Annotated in this window: 16 protein-coding genes; all 16 read right to left on the minus strand. The window is 61.0% G+C overall.

Annotation, left to right across the window (positions count from 1 at the left end; genetic code table 11):
- Window positions 1-223 precede the first annotated feature (223 nt).
- On the minus strand, window positions 224-1,201 hold the full coding sequence (locus PTZ19_RS09300) for an LCP family glycopolymer transferase (RefSeq protein WP_276353930.1): 978 nt from the start codon (window positions 1,199-1,201) through the stop codon (window positions 224-226).
- Complete coding sequence (locus PTZ19_RS09305; protein WP_276353932.1) at window positions 1,198-2,364, minus strand: glycosyltransferase; 1,167 nt, start codon at window positions 2,362-2,364, stop codon at window positions 1,198-1,200. The genes PTZ19_RS09300 and PTZ19_RS09305 overlap by 4 nt, the downstream gene beginning before the upstream one ends.
- Before the next feature lie 21 nt (window positions 2,365-2,385).
- On the minus strand, window positions 2,386-3,753 hold the full coding sequence (locus PTZ19_RS09310; protein ID WP_276353933.1) for a phenylacetate--CoA ligase family protein: 1,368 nt from the start codon (window positions 3,751-3,753) through the stop codon (window positions 2,386-2,388).
- Window positions 3,754-3,816: 63 nt separating this feature from the next.
- Window positions 3,817-4,353, minus strand: coding sequence for a YdcF family protein (locus PTZ19_RS09315; RefSeq protein ID WP_276353935.1), 537 nt, complete (start codon window positions 4,351-4,353; stop codon window positions 3,817-3,819).
- 56 nt (window positions 4,354-4,409) lie between these two features.
- Window positions 4,410-5,381 (minus strand): right-handed parallel beta-helix repeat-containing protein, encoded by a 972-nt coding sequence (locus PTZ19_RS09320; protein WP_276353937.1) that lies wholly within the window; start codon window positions 5,379-5,381, stop codon window positions 4,410-4,412.
- Window positions 5,382-5,439: 58 nt separating this feature from the next.
- A complete protein-coding gene (locus PTZ19_RS09325; protein ID WP_276353939.1) occupies window positions 5,440-6,528 on the minus strand; it encodes a glycosyltransferase in 1,089 nt (362 codons plus the stop codon).
- Complete coding sequence (locus PTZ19_RS09330; RefSeq protein ID WP_276353940.1) at window positions 6,428-7,798, minus strand: O-antigen ligase family protein; 1,371 nt, start codon at window positions 7,796-7,798, stop codon at window positions 6,428-6,430. The genes PTZ19_RS09325 and PTZ19_RS09330 overlap by 101 nt, the downstream gene beginning before the upstream one ends.
- A complete protein-coding gene (locus tag PTZ19_RS09335) occupies window positions 7,795-9,186 on the minus strand; it encodes a phenylacetate--CoA ligase family protein (protein WP_276353941.1) in 1,392 nt (463 codons plus the stop codon). The genes PTZ19_RS09330 and PTZ19_RS09335 overlap by 4 nt, the downstream gene beginning before the upstream one ends.
- Before the next feature lie 46 nt (window positions 9,187-9,232).
- Window positions 9,233-10,537 (minus strand): lipopolysaccharide biosynthesis protein, encoded by a 1,305-nt coding sequence (locus PTZ19_RS09340; RefSeq protein ID WP_276353943.1) that lies wholly within the window; start codon window positions 10,535-10,537, stop codon window positions 9,233-9,235.
- 25 nt (window positions 10,538-10,562) lie between these two features.
- On the minus strand, window positions 10,563-11,216 hold the full coding sequence (locus PTZ19_RS09345; protein WP_276353944.1) for a CpsD/CapB family tyrosine-protein kinase: 654 nt from the start codon (window positions 11,214-11,216) through the stop codon (window positions 10,563-10,565).
- On the minus strand, window positions 11,197-11,934 hold the full coding sequence (locus PTZ19_RS09350; protein WP_276353946.1) for a YveK family protein: 738 nt from the start codon (window positions 11,932-11,934) through the stop codon (window positions 11,197-11,199). Before PTZ19_RS09350 ends, PTZ19_RS09345 begins: the two co-directional genes overlap by 20 nt.
- 18 nt (window positions 11,935-11,952) lie before the next feature.
- Window positions 11,953-13,113: an acyltransferase family protein gene (locus PTZ19_RS09355; RefSeq protein ID WP_276353947.1), complete on the minus strand. Its 1,161-nt coding sequence runs from the start codon at window positions 13,111-13,113 to the stop codon at window positions 11,953-11,955.
- A gap of 18 nt (window positions 13,114-13,131) precedes the next feature.
- A complete protein-coding gene (locus tag PTZ19_RS09360) occupies window positions 13,132-14,466 on the minus strand; it encodes a UDP-glucose dehydrogenase family protein (RefSeq protein ID WP_422614985.1) in 1,335 nt (444 codons plus the stop codon).
- 60 nt (window positions 14,467-14,526) lie between these two features.
- Window positions 14,527-15,462 carry an NAD-dependent epimerase/dehydratase family protein gene (locus tag PTZ19_RS09365; RefSeq protein WP_276353948.1) on the minus strand — a complete coding sequence of 312 codons (936 nt, stop codon included), beginning with the start codon at window positions 15,460-15,462 and terminating at the stop codon, window positions 14,527-14,529.
- Window positions 15,459-16,529 (minus strand): NAD-dependent epimerase, encoded by a 1,071-nt coding sequence (locus PTZ19_RS09370; RefSeq protein WP_276353949.1) that lies wholly within the window; start codon window positions 16,527-16,529, stop codon window positions 15,459-15,461. The genes PTZ19_RS09365 and PTZ19_RS09370 overlap by 4 nt, the downstream gene beginning before the upstream one ends.
- A 20-nt stretch (window positions 16,530-16,549) precedes the next feature.
- Entirely contained in the window at window positions 16,550-17,290 is a 741-nt protein-coding gene (locus tag PTZ19_RS09375; RefSeq protein ID WP_276353950.1) for a YveK family protein, read from the minus strand.
- Between the last annotated feature and the right edge of the window lie 12 nt (window positions 17,291-17,302).

The following is a 17,302-nucleotide window of genomic DNA, read 5'->3' on the forward strand; positions in this document are numbered from 1 at the left end:
ACCATTGGGACCCGTCTGTCCAGAGGAGCAGGGTTTAAGCTTGCGCGGCAGGCTTAATCAGCTGTTGCCCCATGCGTTGGCGGGGTTTAAGCTTGCGCGGCAAGCTTAATCAGCAGTTGCCCCACGCGCTAGCGGGGGTTAAGCTTGCACGGCAAAACAGCCGCGCCGCTTTCCTCCGGAAAGCGATTCGACTGGGATTCGGCGCGTTTATTTGCGATTGGGATCAAGCCGTCTCCATGCTGTTTTGCAGGCGTTCATGGACGCGTTCTCTTTCCCCTGCATCGACCATGTAGTACCAGATGCCGTCGATCATGCGGCCGCTGCCCTTGATTTCCATGGTCGTCAAGGCATACTGGTCCATTCTTTCCGTCATGCATGCCCGGAGAAATTCGAACTTCATGTTCGTGCGAACGCTTTGTTCGACTTGCTTGAACAAGGAATCCGCGCGGACCAAAGTTCCGGCGCGGACGGCTTTGCGCATCAGGCCGGCAATCAGATCCCGTTGTCTCGCGTTGCGGCCCAGGTCGCCTTTCGGATCGTCATACCGCATCCGCGAGTAGAGCAGCGCTTCGGAGCCCGACAGCGTCAACGTCCCTTTCTCGAACGTCCGGCCGTGCATCGAAAACGCGAACGGATTGTGCACCTCCACGCCGCCCAGAATGTCGACGATCCGGCTGAACTCCTCCATGTCGACCTTCACGTAATAATCGATCGGGTAATCCAGGAACTTCTCGACCGTCTGGATCGCCATGTCGACGCCGCCGAAGGCGAAGGCGTGGTTGATTTTGTCCACCGTGCCCCGCCCGACGATCTCCGTTCTCGTGTCGCGCGGAATCGAGAACAGCAGGATCGATTTCGTTCCCGGGTTGACGCTCATGACGACGATCGTATCGGACCGTCCGACGTCGTTGGTCCGCCGGTCGACCCCGAGCAGCAGCACGGTGAACGGATGCTCCGGATCCGCTTCGTTGCCGGCGCCGGCCGTCTTCCCCGCCGAGACGCGGATGGGTCCGCCTTTCCCGTCCTGGGCCGAGGCGGGCGCGGACCGCACGTAAGCCGGCGCTTTCCTCGGCTCGTATATATGGTCGGCCGTCGTCTTCGCCGAATAATAAACATAGACCAGCGAGCCGGCTGCGGCGAGCAGCGCGGCGGCGAAAAGAGCGCCGCCCCACGCCGCCGCTTTTTTCCAAGGAACCCTCATGATCGCCCATCCGCTTCCTTCCACTCGCCATGCCGGGCGCCGCGTTTGGCCTCGTAAAAGTCCCGGTACAGTCCCTCCCACCGGGACAAAATGGCGTCGATGTCGTACTGGCCCATCACGTGCTCCCGTCCGCGCCTGCCCATGTCCCGGCGTTCCTCTTCCGTCCGGAGCATCAGCCGTTCCATGGCCAATGCCAATCGGTCGGGATCCGAAGGCGGGACCAGGTATCCCGATTCCCCGTCCCGGACGACTTCGCGGTTGCCTCCGACGTCCGTCGCCACGATCGGCAGCTCGCAGGCGGAAGCTTCGAGCAGCACCATCGGCATTCCTTCCCAGAGGGAAGACATCGCATAGGCGTCGGAAGCGCCCATCAGCCGGGGGATATCGCCGCGGACGCCGAGAAAGCGGACCGTTCCGGATACGCCCAGCCGATCCGCCAGCGCGAGCAGCTCCTCCCGATCGTCCCCTTGTCCCGCGATGAGCAGGCAGCGCCCGGACGGTCCGTCCGCCATGCGGCTCCAGGCCTGCAGCAGCGTCGGGAAGTCCTTGGCTCTCGCCAAACGGCCGACGGCCAGCCAGACGAACGTCTCTGCCCCCAGCCCGAGCTCCCGGCGCACGTCCGCACGGTCGGACTCCTGTTTGCGGAACCGTTTCAAGTTGACCCCGTTGGGCACGCAGACGATTTTCCCTTCGGGGCTCGCCTTGCGGCGGATGGAGCTCTCGACGACCTCCATGCTGACGCCCGTCGTCAGCTCGCACAGCGGATCGGTGATCCGGTACATCAACATCCGGAGCTTGCCGCCTTGGTAGGTGTTATGAGCCGTAGACACCAGAATCGGGATGGGCGCGAACAACCGGCATACTCTCGCCAGCAAGTTGGCATGGACCATGTGGCTGTGCAGGACGTCCGGCCGGAATTCGAGCACGAGCTTCCGGAGCCTCCCGATCGCCCGCGGATCCGGAACCCCTTTGGCCATATTCAAATGGCGGAACGAGAGACCCGCCTTCTCATAAGGCGCCAAGTCGAGCTCCGGCGCGGTCATGGAGACGACGAGCACCGTCCATCCCCTGCGGCGCAAACCGCCGGCCAGCTCCAGTACCTGCATCTCGGCGCCGGCATGGACCAAGCCGGTGATCAGAAACAGCACCCTACGGTTTTCCATGCGTTCCCCTCCTCTCAATCATCAATTGCGGGGCACCTTGGAGATGGTGAACCGGTACTTCCCCGACGCCGTCGCTTCGATCCCGTCCACGAATTCGAACTCGACGCCGCAGCCGCTTCCCATGATCTTCCGGGTATCTTCGGCCAATTCGGCAAGGTCGCGGGCATACCGGGTCCGATGATCGTCGGTTTTGTCGACGGGGACGATGACGATGCGCACCTGGTCGTACGCTTCCTGCACGACCTGGAATTTGTGGATGAACGGCTTGAGCATGAGCAGGCGGATGAACATCCGCCCGTCGATCCGATCCCCGTTCGCGTTGATGAAGACGTCGGTCGTCCGGCCGATCAGGTCCTTCAATACCGGAAGGCCCCTGCCGCAGGCGCAGGGCTCGCCCGACATCGTGCCCAGATCGCCGATCCGGTAACGGATGAGCGGCATCGCGTAGTTGGTCAGCAGCGTAATGGCGATTTCCCCGTATTCGCCCGGCGCGGCGGGCGTCCCGTCCTCCTTCACGATTTCCACGTAATGGGTGCCGGCCGACACGTGCAGCCCTTCGTGCCGTTCGCACTCGCACGCGATGTTGCCGACTTCCCGGGAGCCGTAACGGTTGAACACGGGCGCGCGGAACACGCGCTCGATCTTCTGCCGCATGTGGGGGTAAAGCACGCCGGCCGACGTCAGGATCGATTTGGGGGCGTGGACGGACAGTCCTTTTTCCTCGATAAAGCAGGCCAAATCGTAGATGTTCTCCGCGAACGCGGTCACTTGAACCGGCTTATAGCGGTTCAGCCGGTCCACGAAGCGCTCCATCTGCTCCCGCGTCATGCGGAACGAATTCAGCCAGATTTCGTTGCGGATCCACCGGCCCAATTGGGTGCGCAGCGTCTCGTTCCCGGCCAGCGTATCCCTGACGGATCCCCAGACGAAAGCGTGTTTCTCCCCCATGGGCAGCCCGGTCCATTCGTCGTCCAGGATTTTGATCGCATAGCTCCAATCCAGGTATTCTTTATCTTGGATCAGCTCGACCGGCATGCCCGTCGATCCCCCGGATGATTGGACGCTCCAGGTACGAAGCGGCAAATCGTTCGATTTGAGCGTTTCGAAATTCGCCCTCACGGCATCTTTGTCCAGCAACGGAATCTCATGGAACCGTTCCAGCCGCACGTTGCCGCCGTCCTGAACGACGCCGGCCCTGCCGAGCACTTCGCGGTAATAGGGAACGTTGTCATACGCATGGCTAAGCAGGGACGCCAGCCTGGCTTGCTGAAGCCGTTCCACCTCCGAACGATCCAGCCATTGCCACTGTTCGAGCTGCTTTTTATATTGCAGGGTGTGTCCCCTCACGCTAAGCTCCAGTTCCCAAGCCCTCTTCTTCAACAAACTCATCCGAACCCCACCTCGCCGACCATTTCTACACGGTATTGCGAGCATGCCACGATCCGGCGCCGGTTAGTACTTGATCATGTATCCGATCCATTTGGCATACTCGGTTAAAGCGTATTTCACGTAAATTTTCCGGCTCCACCAGCGCGCCGGATCGAAATTCGGGCTGGGCGCCGCGACGTACGTCAGCCGGATGCCGGATCCCCGGTACACCTTATCGAATATGTATTGGACCCGGCGCATGTGGTACGTGCTGGAGACGACCAATGCGGACGCGAACCCGTTGCGCTCCATGATCCGCCGGGAATTCACGGCGTTCGTGTACGTGCTGGTCGCGTCGTAATCGGGAATGACGGAATCGGCGGGCACGCCGGCCCGCAGGATCGCGCGCATCCGGATTTCACCCGGACCGCGCCCGTCGGTCTTGGTGACGATCATCCGGCCCGCATAGCCCTCGTTCAGGAGTTCGACGCCTTTCTCCAACCTTCCGGCGCCGCCGCTGAGCAGAATGATGGCGTCCGATTTGCGCGGCGTCTCGTTCACGACGAGAAACCTTCCGAAAAAATAGAAGAACAGCAGGGACAAGATCAGCATCGCGCCCATCCATACGGCAATCCTCCGGGCGATCGTTCTTTTGCGGCTCTTCATGGGAGATCGGTTCAGTTGTCTTCAGGGGACAGGTTCAGGTTATTGCGCCCGAAATCCTGATAGGCGGGATCCCGCGAGGAGACGTTGGATTGGATCTGGTTTCGGTAGGAATCTTCGTCGAAGCGGACGGCTACCGTTCCCCGGTGGTAGTCCCAGATCATCGCCTGGAAAATGTTTTTCGTTCCTTTCACGTAGATGGCTTGCTTCATGTTGTCGTTCGTCTGGATTTGCACGTTCGTGAACTGGTTGCCGGAAATCTCGTAAGGCAAATCGCGGTGACCGTCGATGTAGATTCCGTATGTCGAATCCTTGATCTGGATCTGGGAGAAGTTGTTGCCGTTGATCCATATTTTGTCCGGCTCCCGCACGGCCTCGGTTTTCAGGTGAATCGACTTTTCGAATCCGGTGATGTTCAGATTCGTGACTTGCACCCAGCTGACGTGGTCGTCTTCCTTGGCCGCGTAGAAGAACAATCCGTTGCCGCGGCCCGGGGGCCCGATGATCTTCAGGTCGGAGATGGACGCCGACTTGAGCGTGCCGGAAAACCCTTCCGATCCGTCCAAATACACCGCCGACTTATCGAAGTTTTCGTTGCCGTAGGCGTAGATCACGCCTCCCGATACGGCGGAATTGCTTCGCAATTCGATCACGTTGACGTTGCGGACCGGAATCAGCGTCGCGCCGGAATTCAGCCGCAGCGTGACGGACGGCTTCACCACGATCGTCTTTTCCACGTAGTACTTGCCGGCCGGAATCGTGACGTCTCCCCCGCCGGCTTGCACGGTCCGGTCGATGGCCTGCTGGATGATCGATTCCGTCAGCCGCTTGCTCGGACTCTGACTCGGAGCGGCGGCGATCAGCGCGTTGCTCGCCGATACGGACGCCATGCCGTTGCCTCCGCCGCCCCCGTATGGGATTTGGCTGGCGGCGCCGATCGCGCACAGCAGGACGATCCCTATGGCCGCAGTCGTTTTTCGTTTCATCCGGATTCCCTCCAATAAACGGGATCGGGAGGATCCCTGGCCTCCGATTGGTTTTCGTTCATCCGATCAGCACCTCTTCGTACTTGCCCGTAATGACGGAGCTGTCGTAATCCATCGCGCGGACGAAACCTTCCCTGCCGGGCGTTCCGCCGCACCCGAGCAGCATGCCCTCCGCCAAACGCTCCGGACAACCCGCGGGAACGAGCAGCCCGTATTCCGGCCGGGTCAAAATTTCCCGCGGCCCGCTGGGGCAATCCGCCGCCACGATGTTGGCGCCGCAAGCCAGCGCTTCCAGCAGCACGTTGGGAAATCCCTCGAAACGGGAGGAGAGCACGAACAAATCGGCATGCTTCATGTAAGGATACGGATTTTTCCGGAATCCCGGAAAATGGACGCGTTCGCCGATGCCGAGCGAGACGGCCAGCCGCGACAGCTCCTCCCGCAAGCTTCCTTCTCCCAGCAAATGTAAATGGGACTCCGGTTCGCGCTCCAGGAACGCCCGGAAAGCGCGGATCAGAAGGTCGAAGCCTTTCTGAAACTCCAGCCTGCCGACCGCCGCGACATGTTTGCCGGGCCCTTCCGGGAACGGGTTCCTCTCCCCGGCGAGTTCCGCGATCGCCCTGGCGTCGATCGGGTTGTGGATCGTCACCACCTTCTCGGGACGGACGCCCGTATACGCGACGATCTCCTCTTTCATGCGCTCCGATTGGGCGATGATCCGATCCGCCCGCGGATACAGCTTCCGGTAGAGCATCCGGTACAAGCGCTGCCGGGAAGGAGGGAGCAAGGCGACCGTCTTGGAGGGCAGGTTGACTTCCCGGATGACGAGTTTCGCGCGGCGGCGGAAGAACGGCCTGGCCGCGAGCAGCGCGAAATTCATCCGCTCGAACGTCGACAGGATGACGTCCGGCCGCCTTCGGTTGATGGCGCCGAGCAGCTTCGGCATCACGTGGCGGACTCTCGCGACGCCCAAGTCCTCGGCTTCGGCGTCCGCGGGCAGTTGTCCGGCCAGGGGACCCGTAAGGCTGGCGGCGACGAGCACGGGGTCAATCCGCCCGCGGTCGAACGAATGCAAGAGATTGACCAGCACCCGTTGCGCTCCGCCCCCGTTCATGGTCGGGGTCAAGAGCATCAGCTTGGTTCGCATGTCTTTCCGTCTCCTTCTTCCGTTGCTTCGCGGCGGCCGGTTCACGATCCGTACCCGGCAATCGGTACGCGTGATAAGTGAGGCCGATCAACACGGACAGCGTGAACCATTGCAGCTTGCTGTAATACGAGACGAGCGCGAAATCCCAGAAAATCAGGATCAACACGACCGATACGTTCAGCCAGCCGTAGTGTTTCTGCCTGTCGTTGCCGCCCAGCAGCAAGCGCAATCCGGCCCCTAGCAGCGTCACCATCATCGAATAGTAGAGGATCAGGCCGACCAATCCGTTATTGCTGAGCAGCTCGACGTAATTGTTGTGCGAGTAGGTTTGGTAGCCGGACAAGTACCGGAACTGATCCGTCCCCCAGCCGAACCAAGGCTTCCGTTCCCATAAAGCCAGCCCCGTGCCGATCATGTCCGCCCGCTCGTTGAGGCTGCCTTCGACGACGTTCGAGCCCGTCAGCATATCCAAGGCGCGGCTGAATCGTTCGAAGAACACCGATTGCCGCATCATCGCGTACAATCCCGCCAACACGCCGGCGCCGGCGGCCAGGATGGCGAATTTCGCGAGAAACTTCACTTTGACGAGCATCCTCAGGAAATAGAAAAAGCCGAACAGGAACAAGCCGATCATCGCTTTGCGGGAACCGGCCAAAAACAGGATTTCATAAGCGAACAGCAAGATGAGCAGCAAATACAGGCTTTTGGAGACGGCCCGGAAGGCAAGGCTGCGGGAGCCCCCCGTTTCCTTGTTGGCCAACTGCTCCGCGCACAAAATGATGCCGATGAATAACGCGATCGCGAACACGTTGGCATTGCCCGCGAAGGAACTGATCCGGTCCCAGCCGTTCTTGACCGTAAAACCTCCGAGCTCTTTCCACACCTGGTAGGTCGCGATCAGCAAAGAAGCGACGAATCCGTACGTCAAATAGCGGACATGGCCCGCGTGCAGGATCAGGTTCACCATGAACAGCGAACTGACGAACAGAAGCAGCAGCGTGACGATCATGCTCAGGCTTTCGTTCGTCTCGATCAGGCTCAGGAACGAATAAAGCATGAACGCGAAGAAACAGCCCAGCGGCAAAGGCACGGAAAAGGCGAAACGCGGCGCCCGGAACATGACCTCGTAGAGGAACGCGGCGATGAACAGAAAGCCGCATGCCTGCGTGACGATCGTCAGTCCGCCGCGAAACGAGAACAACAGAATCGAGCAGACGTACAAGGCCGCGCACCATTCGGTCAGCGCCATCCGGTTGGCAGCGTGCGTCATGTCCCCGCGTTCTCCCCCGCGAAATGGGCTTCGGCCACCCGGGACAGCGTGTACCGGAATTTGCCGGAAGGGCTCGGCGGAATGTCGTCCCTCTCCTCGAAGATCACCTGGCAATCCCCTCCCATGACGAGCCGGATTTTCCCCGCGATATCGGAGATCGCGCGCTCCCCGGGTTTCGCCCGGCCATCCGCGCGATCGCCCGGAACCCAGACGACCCGGATGCGGGCGTAATCTTCCTGGATGACCTGGAACTGTTTCACCCAGTCCTGGAAGTAGAACAAATGGGTGAAATATTCCCCGTGCACGCGCGTGCCGGACCGCGTAACGAACGTATCCGTAACCCGGCCGGCCAACTGCCCGATCAGGGGGTAGGACCGGCCGCAGGGGCATTTGCCCTCCGCCCAAGCCCCCAGGTCTCCGATGCGGTAACGGATGATCGGCATCGCGTAGTTCGTCAGGAGCGTGACGACGATTTCCCCGGTTTCGCCGGGCGCGGCCGGGCGGCCGCCCGGACCGAGAATCTCGACGTAATGCGTCGGCACCGAAACGTGCAAGCCTTCGTGATGGTCGCATTCGCAAGCGATATCCCCGACTTCGCGGGAGCCGTAACGGTCGAAGACGGGACAGCCGAACGTCCGCTCGATCCGCTCCCGCATGGGACGGAACAGCGTGCCGGCCGAAGTCATGATCGCCCGCGGACGGTGCGCCGGCGTCCCGGTCCGCTCGGCATGCTGAGCCAGCTGGTCGATGCTGTCGGCGTACGCCAAAATCTGCACCGGTTTGAAATCGTCGATCGTCCGCAAATACCGGTCCATCTGCGTCTCCGTCATCCGGAACGCGTTCAGGTGGATTTCGTTTTTGACCCATCTCCCGACATAGGTCTTCAAGCTTTCCCTGCCGACGAGCAAGTCCCTTTCGGATCCCCACAGGCGGATTTGGCGGTCCCCCATCCGGCGGCCCGACCAGCTGTCGTCCAGCAGCTTCACGGCGGCGGTCCAATCGGCGTACTCTTTGTCCTGGATGAACCGAACGGGGTCCCCCGTCGAACCGCCCGAAGTATTGAAATACCACCGGCGTTCTTCCAAGTCGGCGGATTTCATTTCGTCCAAGCGGTCGCGGATATCGGCTTTGTCCAGCAGGGCCAAACGGCCGAAGCGGTCCAAATTCACGGAGAATCCGTCGCATACGCCCGCCTCCTCAAGCCGCTGCCGGTAGAACGGCACGTAGTGGTACGCATGAATCAGCAAGTCGGACAGCCTTTGGCGCTGCATGGCGGCCATCCGGCGTTCGTCCAGCCATTGCCAGCGGCTGAGCAACGCCAAATTCCGCATCGTGTTGCCCTGGTTGTTCAACTGCGTCCGATAAAGTTTTTGTTTGAGCACGTTCATTGGCACCTAAGTCCCTCCAAACGTTGCGGTTCTTCGGATCGATCCGCTAGACGGCCATCCTCGCCTTTTTCCTCACCGAGCTTTGCACGCCCAGGATCAAGAAGAGATTGAAAACGGCCCCGACGATACTGTAAACCGCGACGCATCCAAGCGGATTCAAGTAAAGGCCGCCGACATACAAAGCGCCGAATCGGAAAGCGAGCAGCGCGCATTCGTACGCGAGCAGCATGCGCTGCATGCCGAACACCGTCGACAGCACGTTCGCGGGCGGGTTCACGAACGCGAAGAACAGCCAGACGGCCATCCACCGCGCGTATTGCCCGGCTTCGTGCCATTCGGGGCCGAGCACGGCCTGGAACAGCGGAGGTCCGAACGCCGTGAGGACGATCAGCGGAACCGCCGCCAGCATCGCCAGCGTCAGCGTGAGCTTGCGGAACATGCGGACCGCGCGGTCCCCGTCATGCTTCGCTTCGCTGGCCTGCTGAAGGAACACTTGCCGCACCGACTGCGACACGAGCGTGACCGGTAGTTGCAGCAGCCGGATGGAAATGGCATAGAAAGCCACGACCCGCGTGTCATAGAAGATCGCCAGCATGAACACGGGCAAATTTTGCGACAAGGCGTTCAGCAGCGCCTGCGGGGTGCTGTACAGCGGAAACTCCGCGTATTGCCGCGCAAGCGACCGCAAATGGCGCCACGACATCGCCCGCTTCAACCGGCTTCCGCATTCCCGCCAGCCTTGCAAGCCCAGTACGGCGGAGGCGGCGGATTGGCCGGCAAAATGTCCACCGATCAATCCAACGGTTCCGATGCCGAAAAATCCCGCGGCGAGCTGCATGGCGGACACGGCGACGGAGCGGACGGCTTGCGACAGCGACAGCCGCTTGAACCGGGCGTTGCGGGTGCTCCAATAATTGAGGTTCTGATAAAGGCCCATCGCCAGCAGGGAGCAAGGAATCCAAGCGAGCCACGGCGTCAGCTCGGGCACGCCCATCCGCTCCGAGACGGCCGGCCCGGCGGCGAACACGACCGCGCAACAGATCGCGCTCATCAGCAGAACGGACAGGCTGGACAACAGGAACAGCCCGTCCCCGTCCCGTTCGTCCCGCGGCAGCACGATGGCCAGTTCATAACGGAAAGCCGCCGCGACGGACCAGACGCTGATGATCGAGACGTACATCGAATACACGCCCAGCGCGTCGGCCTCGTATAACCGGGTCAATACGGGGGCCGTCAGCACGGTGATCAGTTGGGCGACGATCGTGCCCGACATCATCAACGATACGTTTTTCAGAAAATCGCCTTTCAGGAAACCAAGCTTCCCGCTCTTCAAGCCCATCAATTGGTTCATCGCGTTCGACCGGACCCGGGTTCGCTTAACCGACGGAAGCTTTGCGCCGATGGGCGTAATGGAAAACAGCGCCGACGATCTCCGCGCCGACTTCCTGCAAGGCGGCTTTCAGCTTCAGGACGTGCTCCCGCTTCGTTCGGCCTTCTTTGACGACGAGCAGAACGCCGTCGCTCAAGGAGGCCAGCATGTGCGCATCCGACCATTCCAGAGCGGCGGGAGCATCGATGAGCACCATGTCGTAGTCGTTGCGGATTTCATTCAGAAAGGCGGAAAGCTTCGAGGAGGTGAGCAGTTCGATCGGGTCGATCCCTCCCGGTCCCGACGTGATCAAGCCCAGGCGGGGCACCTTGGAGCATCGCACGATCTCGCTGACGTCATATCGCTCCTCCGCCAGGTTGGATAACCCGCTTCGGTTGGAAACGCCGAACAGCTTGTGGAGGGTCGGATTCCGGAAATTCGCGTCGACGAGCAGCACGTCTTTGTCTTGCTGGGCATACGTGCAGGCCAAGTTGGCCGCGGTCATCGACTTGCCCTCGCCATGGCCGGCGGAAGTGACGGTGAGCACGTATCCCTTCCCGCCGGACAATATGGGCTCCAGCCGGGTCCGGATTTTCCAGCAGCTTTCGTATACCGGCGAGGCGGTTTTGATTTTCGTTTGTTTAGGACTCCATGGCCACATCGAGCCGTTCCCCCGCTTTCTTTTCGTTTGCCGACCGGATCGCCGGATAGGCGCAACGCTTTTTGGACCTCGGGACGACGCCGAGCACGGTTACTCCCGTAAACCGCTCGACCTCCGCCGCCGAGCGGAAATCCTCCCGCAGATGCTCCCGCAGCAGAAACCACGCGGCGCTGAGCAGCAAGGAGAACACGAAACCGATCCCCGCGTTCACCGTGTGACTCGGTTTGACGGGCCCGACATCCTCCGTTTCCCGCGCGGGATTGAGCAGGATCAGACGGTTCGACTTCAAAATCGCGGGAATTTCCCGGACCAGCGTCTCCGCCACGGCGTTGGCGGTCCGCGCGGCTTGCCCGTATGAGGAACCCCGCACGACGATGGTCATGATCTGATTGCCCGTCGACGCGGTCGCGACGCCCCCGAGCAGCTCGGCGGCGGAGAGATTCAGCTCCGGATGGGAGACGACGACTTCGTTCATGAGCCGCGGCGTTTCCACGATGTCGCGGTACGTTTGGAGCAGCATCCCGCTGGCCATCAGCGAATTGTAGTCGATTTCCCCGTCCGGGACCTCGGCCGTCGCGAGCAGCTCCGCGGACGCTTCGTATACGGGATCGATGAGATACAGGCTGTATGCCGCGCTGGCGACCGTGCCGATCAGAACCGCCAGGACGATCCAGGCCGATTTCGCCCGAAGCAGCCGGACGATTTGCTTGAAATCCATTCGCGTTCACTTCCCGTGTCATACTTGCGATCGGCCTTCGGGCACCTTCTCCGCGAGGGGCAGCACGACGTTCTTCCGCCCCCGCGGGGAAGGCCCGATGCCGATTTTGCCCACGATCAGGGCGCCGTACTTGAACTTGTTCAGGAAATGGGAGATCGCCGCGGATCCACATACCGCCAAGACGAAACACGCGACCGTGAACAGCCAGAAATAGGCTTCCGAAGCGTAAACGGGCAGCGCGTAATCGAGGGCGGCAAGCACGAATCGCGAAGTCAGGAAGATGCCGAACGAATATTGGCTGATCCGCATGAGAAGCCGCGGGATCTCTTGCCGGCGATTCGCCCATGCCATCAGGCAGAACAGCATCCCGAACGTATAGAACATGACGTCGAACCGCTTGGAATAGACCTCCGGAATCACCTCGGCCCGATACAGCCACAGCATCGAGGCGGCGATCGCGATCGTCGCGCCAAGGATCCGCATACTGTTTCGTCTCGCGAAGGCCGTCACCCGCTCGGCGTTTTTCCCGCAGTAGAACGCGACGGTGAAGTAGGAGATCCACGCGACGAAAGGAACTTTGTTCAAGAATCGCACGATGTATTCGCTGATCCCGAGAGCGGACGCGAGGTCGATCAGGTTAAAGGGCGCGAGGTAGAGCACGTTTACGGCCACGGCCGCCGCAATGGCGTAAACGGCCGGGATCCTGCCGTACACGTATTTCGCGAACAAGGCATGCAGGATATAAAATTGGAAAATCACGATCAGGAAATAACCGAAAAAGTCGGCCAACAGCACTTTTTTGGCCAGCTCGTATGCGTAATCCGCGAACGTCGGAGACGGAACGTTACGAAACGTATCAACCAAGGCATAGAGAACGGCGACGGAAAGGTAAGGGGTCAGGATGTATTTCGCGCGCTTCCGGTAAAAACCGTTCGGTACTTGAGCCCCGTATGACTTGGCCAGCAAAAACTCGGAGATGAAAACGAACGTCGGCGTGGCATACATCAGCAACAGCTGGAGGGCATACAGCACTTCGGCCCGGACGCTGCTGTCTTCCACGGAAAAATGGGACAGGGAAGTCGACAGCGTATTGTATAGCGCGATGCCCAAACAAGCCAGACTTCGAAGCGCGAATATTTCCTTCACGTATTTCGATCGGCCTTCCATTGGCACCAGCATCCTTTCGCCTTCCTGAAGTCAGGCGTATTGTTCGGACGGCTCGAATACGACGGGCTCCCGGCCCACGGAGTAGTAAGTCAGGAAATGCCGGCGCATCCGCTCCGGGGGGAAACAGTTGCGTCCGTCCAGCAGGATCGGCCGTTTCAGCAGCTCGCGGACGCGGTCCAGGTCGAGCTCGAGAAATTGCGGCCATTCCGTCAGGATCAGGCATGCATCGCATCCCGCGATCGCTTCGTAAGGGTCGGAAGCGTACGTCACTTCCTCTCCGAACGCCTTTCTCGCTTCCTCCATCGCGACCGGGTCGTATACGCGGACCTCCGCCCCTCCGCCAAGCAGGGCGGGCACGATGTCCAAGGACGGCGCCTCCCGCATGTCGTCCGTGTTCGGCTTGAAAGCCAAGCCGAGGACCCCGATCTTGGTTCCCTGCAGGGACCCGACCGCTTCGGCGAGTTTGCCCAGCAGGACGAACTTCTGCTCGCGGTTCGTGCGGATGACGGCTTCCAGGAGCGGAAAGGCGTATCCGGCGTTCTCGGCCATCCAGCGCAGCGCGTGCGTATCCTTCGGGAAGCACGAACCGCCGTAGCCGATGCCGGCTTTCAGGAACGAACGGCCGATCCGGCTGTCCGACCCGATGCCTTCCGCCACGTCTTCCACGTCCGCCCCCATCCGTTCGCACAGGTTGGCGATGGCGTTGATGAACGAAATTTTCGTGGCCAGGAACGCGTTCGCGGCGTATTTGATCATTTCCGCGCTTTCCCGGCCGGTCCGGTGAATCGGCACGTCCAGCGGAGCGAAGCACGAAGCGACTTCCTCGATCGTCTCCTCCCGGTCCGCTCCCACGATGCACCGTTCCATGTTCAGGAAATCCGAAACCGCGGATCCTTCCCGCAGGAATTCCGGGTTGGACGCGACGTCGAATCGGACCGAAGGATCGGCCATCTGGCCGGCGATCCACCGTTCCACCTTGCGGCTCGTGCCGACCGGCACGGTGCTTTTGACGACGACGGTTTTCGGCGTCCGCAGATGGCGCCCGATGAATTCCGCCACCGCCTGCACGTAGCGCAAATCCGCCGCCCCGTCATGCCCCATCGGCGTCCCGACGGCGATAAAGAGCAGGTCGGACCGTTCGACCGCCGCGGCCAGGTCCGAAGTAAAAGCCAATTTCCCTTCCGTGACGGCGCTGCGGACGATTAAATCCAGCCCCGGTTCGTAAATCGGAATCCGTCCGGCATTCAGCGTCCCGATCTTCCGGTCGTCGATATCGCAGCACAGGACGGAGTGGCCGATATGGGCCAGACAGGCCCCGTTCACGAGACCTACGTACCCGGTTCCGAACATCGCGATTTTTTTCACGTCGTTGCCTCCTGTAAACGGGAGTTTGACGGACGTCAAACCCTCACGGTATTCGCGCCTTCACAGGGCCACTTGGCTGGTCAGCTTGCCGCGGGCGTATTCCACGGTCCGCGACAAGCCTTCTTCCAGCGAAACGCGCGGGTTCCAGCCCAACGCTTCCCGGGCCCGCCGGAAGTTGAAAAAGCTGTGGGCGATATCCCCGGCCCGGGCGGGTTTGAATACCGGGGGTTTGTCGAACCCGCAAAAGCCGGCCGCGAGCTCGTAGAGCTCGAGCAGGTTCGTCGGCCGTCCCGTGCCGATGTTCAGCGTCTCCCCGTCTCCCGAGGTCAGGGCATGCAGGTTGGCCCGGGCGACGTCCTCGACGTATACGAAATCCCGGGTCTGGAGGCCGTCCCCGTAAATGACCGGCCGTTCTCCCCGGATCATCCGGTCGACGAACACCGAGATGACGCCCCCCTCTCCTTCCGCGCTCTGTCGGATGCCGTAGACGTTGGAATAACGCAAAATCGTATGCTCGATCCCGTACAGTTCGGAATAGCAACGAATATACATTTCCGGCGTGAACTTCGAGATGCCGTAGAACGAGATGGGCCGCGTGCGGTGGATCTCGTCGATCCCCAAATACTGGGGCTCGCCGTACACCGCGGCGGACGAGGCGTACACGATTTTCCGCACGCCCGCGTTCCGGCAGCATTCCAGCAAATGGATCGTCCCGTTGATGTTGTTCGCCGCGTCGAACATCGGGTATTGCAGCGATTTCTGCACCTGGATGTTCGCCGCCAGATGGATGACGGTATCCGGACGGTGCGTTTCGAGGGCGAGGGCCGTCGCCGCGCTCCCGATGTCCGCTTCCAGGAAGATCGCCTGCGGATGCACGTATTCCCGTCTGCCCACGGACAAATTGTCCAGGACGACCGTTTCATGACCGGCTTCGATCAAGGCTTCGACCACGCTGGAACCGATAAAGCCGGCTCCGCCCGTCACCAGCACTTTCATTGGCCCTCTCCCTTCCGTTCCGCGAAAGAAGACCCGGCGGGCACCCCCGCCAGCTGCCTTCCCGATCCGTGAAATTCCCCGTACCAATCGACGAAGCGGCGCAGGCCGTCTTCCAGTCGCGTCTGCGGCGCGAACCCGAAACGTTCTTCGAGCGGCCCCATGTCCGCGCAGGTGATCTCCACGTCGCCCGGATGCATCGGGCGATACTCGATCCGCGCCTTCTTGCCCAGCAATTCCTCCAGCAGCCCGATCATGTCGGCCAGCTTCACCGGGCGGTGATTGCCGATGTTATAGAGCCGGTAAGGCGCGTTGCTGCTCTCCGGCGACGGAATCAGCCCGTTCCATCCCTCGTCGGCAACCGGGGCATCGGGCAGCAGCAGCTCGATGGCGGTCACGACGTCATCCACGTATGTAAAGTCGCGCCACATGTCCCCGCCGTTGAACACCGTGATTGGCCGGTCTTCGAGAATCGCCCGCGTGAACGAGTAGTAAGCCATGTCGGGACGACCCCACGGTCCGTATACGGTAAAGAAACGGAGTCCGGTCACGGGCAGCCGGTAGATGTGGCTGTAAGCGTGCGCCATCATCTCGTTCGCTTTCTTGGTCGCGGCGTACAGGCTGACCGGGTGATCGGCCGGGTCTTGGACCGAATACGGCACCTTGCGGTTGGCACCGTACACCGAGCTCGACGAGGCGAACAGCAGATGAGGGATCCGGTGGGACCGGCACGCTTCCAGCACGTTCAGGAAACCGGTGACGTTGGAGTCGATGTACGCTTGCGGCTTCTCCAGGCTATACCGTACGCCCGCCTGCGCCGCGAGATGGACGACGGCCGAAAACCCGTTTTCCTCGAACAATTCCGTAAGCCGCTCCCGCTCTTCCAACGAACAAGGAACGAACCGGAACCGTTCGTGCCCAAGCAGACGATTCAGCCGGGCGTATTTCAATTCCACGTCGTAATAAGGGTTCAGGTTATCGATTCCGACGACGGTGTATCCTTTCATCAGCAGCCGTTCCGTCAAATGATAGCCGATGAATCCCGCCGAGCCGGTCACCAGGACGCGCATCTTTCGTAATCCCTCCATTTTCAAGTACTCACGGTGACGAATGCTTTTTCGCCCGTTTTTTCCTCCGGGACGTTCCGGATCAGCGGATAGGCTTCGGATCGCTTGACCCGGGGCAGCGCCGCCAGCGCCCTGAGCCCCAGCCTGGTTTCCAGCTCCTGCGCCGAGCGGACGCGGTCGTCCAAATAATGCCGCAAGAGGACGATCCCGGCCGAGAACACGACCGACAACACGAAGGCGATCGCCGTCTTGATTTCCGGCTTCGTGTTGATCGGCTCGGGATGCGGGGCGGCCGCCGCCTGGTCGAGCAGGAACAGATGGTTCACCTTGATGATTTCGGGGATTTCCGTCAGCACCACGCCGGCTACGGCGTTGGCGACGGCCGCCGCCCAGTCGTAGGAACCGTCCTGCACGACGATGGACATGATTTGGTTATTCGTCGTTTTCGTCGTCACGAGCGCCGCCAATTCGTCCGCCGTGGCGTGCAGTTCCGGGTGATTCTCCACGACTTTCTCCATGAGCCTGGGCGTGCGGACGATCTCGCCGTAAGTCTGGATCAACATGCCGTTGGCCATGAGCTGGTTGTAGCTGAGTCCCGTTTCGTCCGCTTGCCCGTTCGTCAGGATGAGCTTGGCCGAAGCTTCGTAGATCGGTTGAGCGTACAGGTAACTGTAAGCGCCGGCGAGGGACGTCAAGAGAAGCGTCGCGATGAAGACGAAACGCCACTTGGATCTCAGGATCCGGGCGACCTGTTTGAAGTCCATGTCCAACCTCTT

This window comes from Cohnella caldifontis (genome assembly GCF_029360585.1).
GTDB classification, from domain to species: domain Bacteria; phylum Bacillota; class Bacilli; order Paenibacillales; family Paenibacillaceae; genus Cohnella; species Cohnella caldifontis.

Excerpts from the sequence above, each read along its gene's own strand:
- PTZ19_RS09345 (WP_276353944.1), bottom strand. The coding sequence starts at position 11,216 with ATGTGGCCATGGAGTCCTAAACAAACGAAAATCAAAACCGCCTCGCCG.
- PTZ19_RS09340 (WP_276353943.1), bottom strand. The coding sequence starts at position 10,537 with ATGAACCAATTGATGGGCTTGAAGAGCGGGAAGCTTGGTTTCCTGAAA.
- PTZ19_RS09330 (WP_276353940.1), bottom strand. The coding sequence starts at position 7,798 with ATGACGCACGCTGCCAACCGGATGGCGCTGACCGAATGGTGCGCGGCC.
- PTZ19_RS09310 (WP_276353933.1), bottom strand. The coding sequence starts at position 3,753 with ATGAGTTTGTTGAAGAAGAGGGCTTGGGAACTGGAGCTTAGCGTGAGG.
- PTZ19_RS09370 (WP_276353949.1), bottom strand. The coding sequence starts at position 16,529 with ATGCGCGTCCTGGTGACCGGCTCGGCGGGATTCATCGGCTATCATTTG.
- PTZ19_RS09365 (WP_276353948.1), bottom strand. The coding sequence starts at position 15,462 with ATGAAAGTGCTGGTGACGGGCGGAGCCGGCTTTATCGGTTCCAGCGTG.
- PTZ19_RS09325 (WP_276353939.1), bottom strand. The coding sequence starts at position 6,528 with ATGCGAACCAAGCTGATGCTCTTGACCCCGACCATGAACGGGGGCGGA.
- PTZ19_RS09305 (WP_276353932.1), bottom strand. The coding sequence starts at position 2,364 with ATGGAAAACCGTAGGGTGCTGTTTCTGATCACCGGCTTGGTCCATGCC.
- PTZ19_RS09300 (WP_276353930.1), bottom strand. The coding sequence starts at position 1,201 with ATGAGGGTTCCTTGGAAAAAAGCGGCGGCGTGGGGCGGCGCTCTTTTC.
- PTZ19_RS09350 (WP_276353946.1), bottom strand. The coding sequence starts at position 11,934 with ATGGATTTCAAGCAAATCGTCCGGCTGCTTCGGGCGAAATCGGCCTGG.
- PTZ19_RS09320 (WP_276353937.1), bottom strand. The coding sequence starts at position 5,381 with ATGAAACGAAAAACGACTGCGGCCATAGGGATCGTCCTGCTGTGCGCG.
- PTZ19_RS09335 (WP_276353941.1), bottom strand. The coding sequence starts at position 9,186 with ATGAACGTGCTCAAACAAAAACTTTATCGGACGCAGTTGAACAACCAG.
- PTZ19_RS09355 (WP_276353947.1), bottom strand. The coding sequence starts at position 13,113 with ATGCTGGTGCCAATGGAAGGCCGATCGAAATACGTGAAGGAAATATTC.
- PTZ19_RS09315 (WP_276353935.1), bottom strand. The coding sequence starts at position 4,353 with ATGGGCGCGATGCTGATCTTGTCCCTGCTGTTCTTCTATTTTTTCGGA.
- PTZ19_RS09375 (WP_276353950.1), bottom strand. The coding sequence starts at position 17,290 with ATGGACTTCAAACAGGTCGCCCGGATCCTGAGATCCAAGTGGCGTTTC.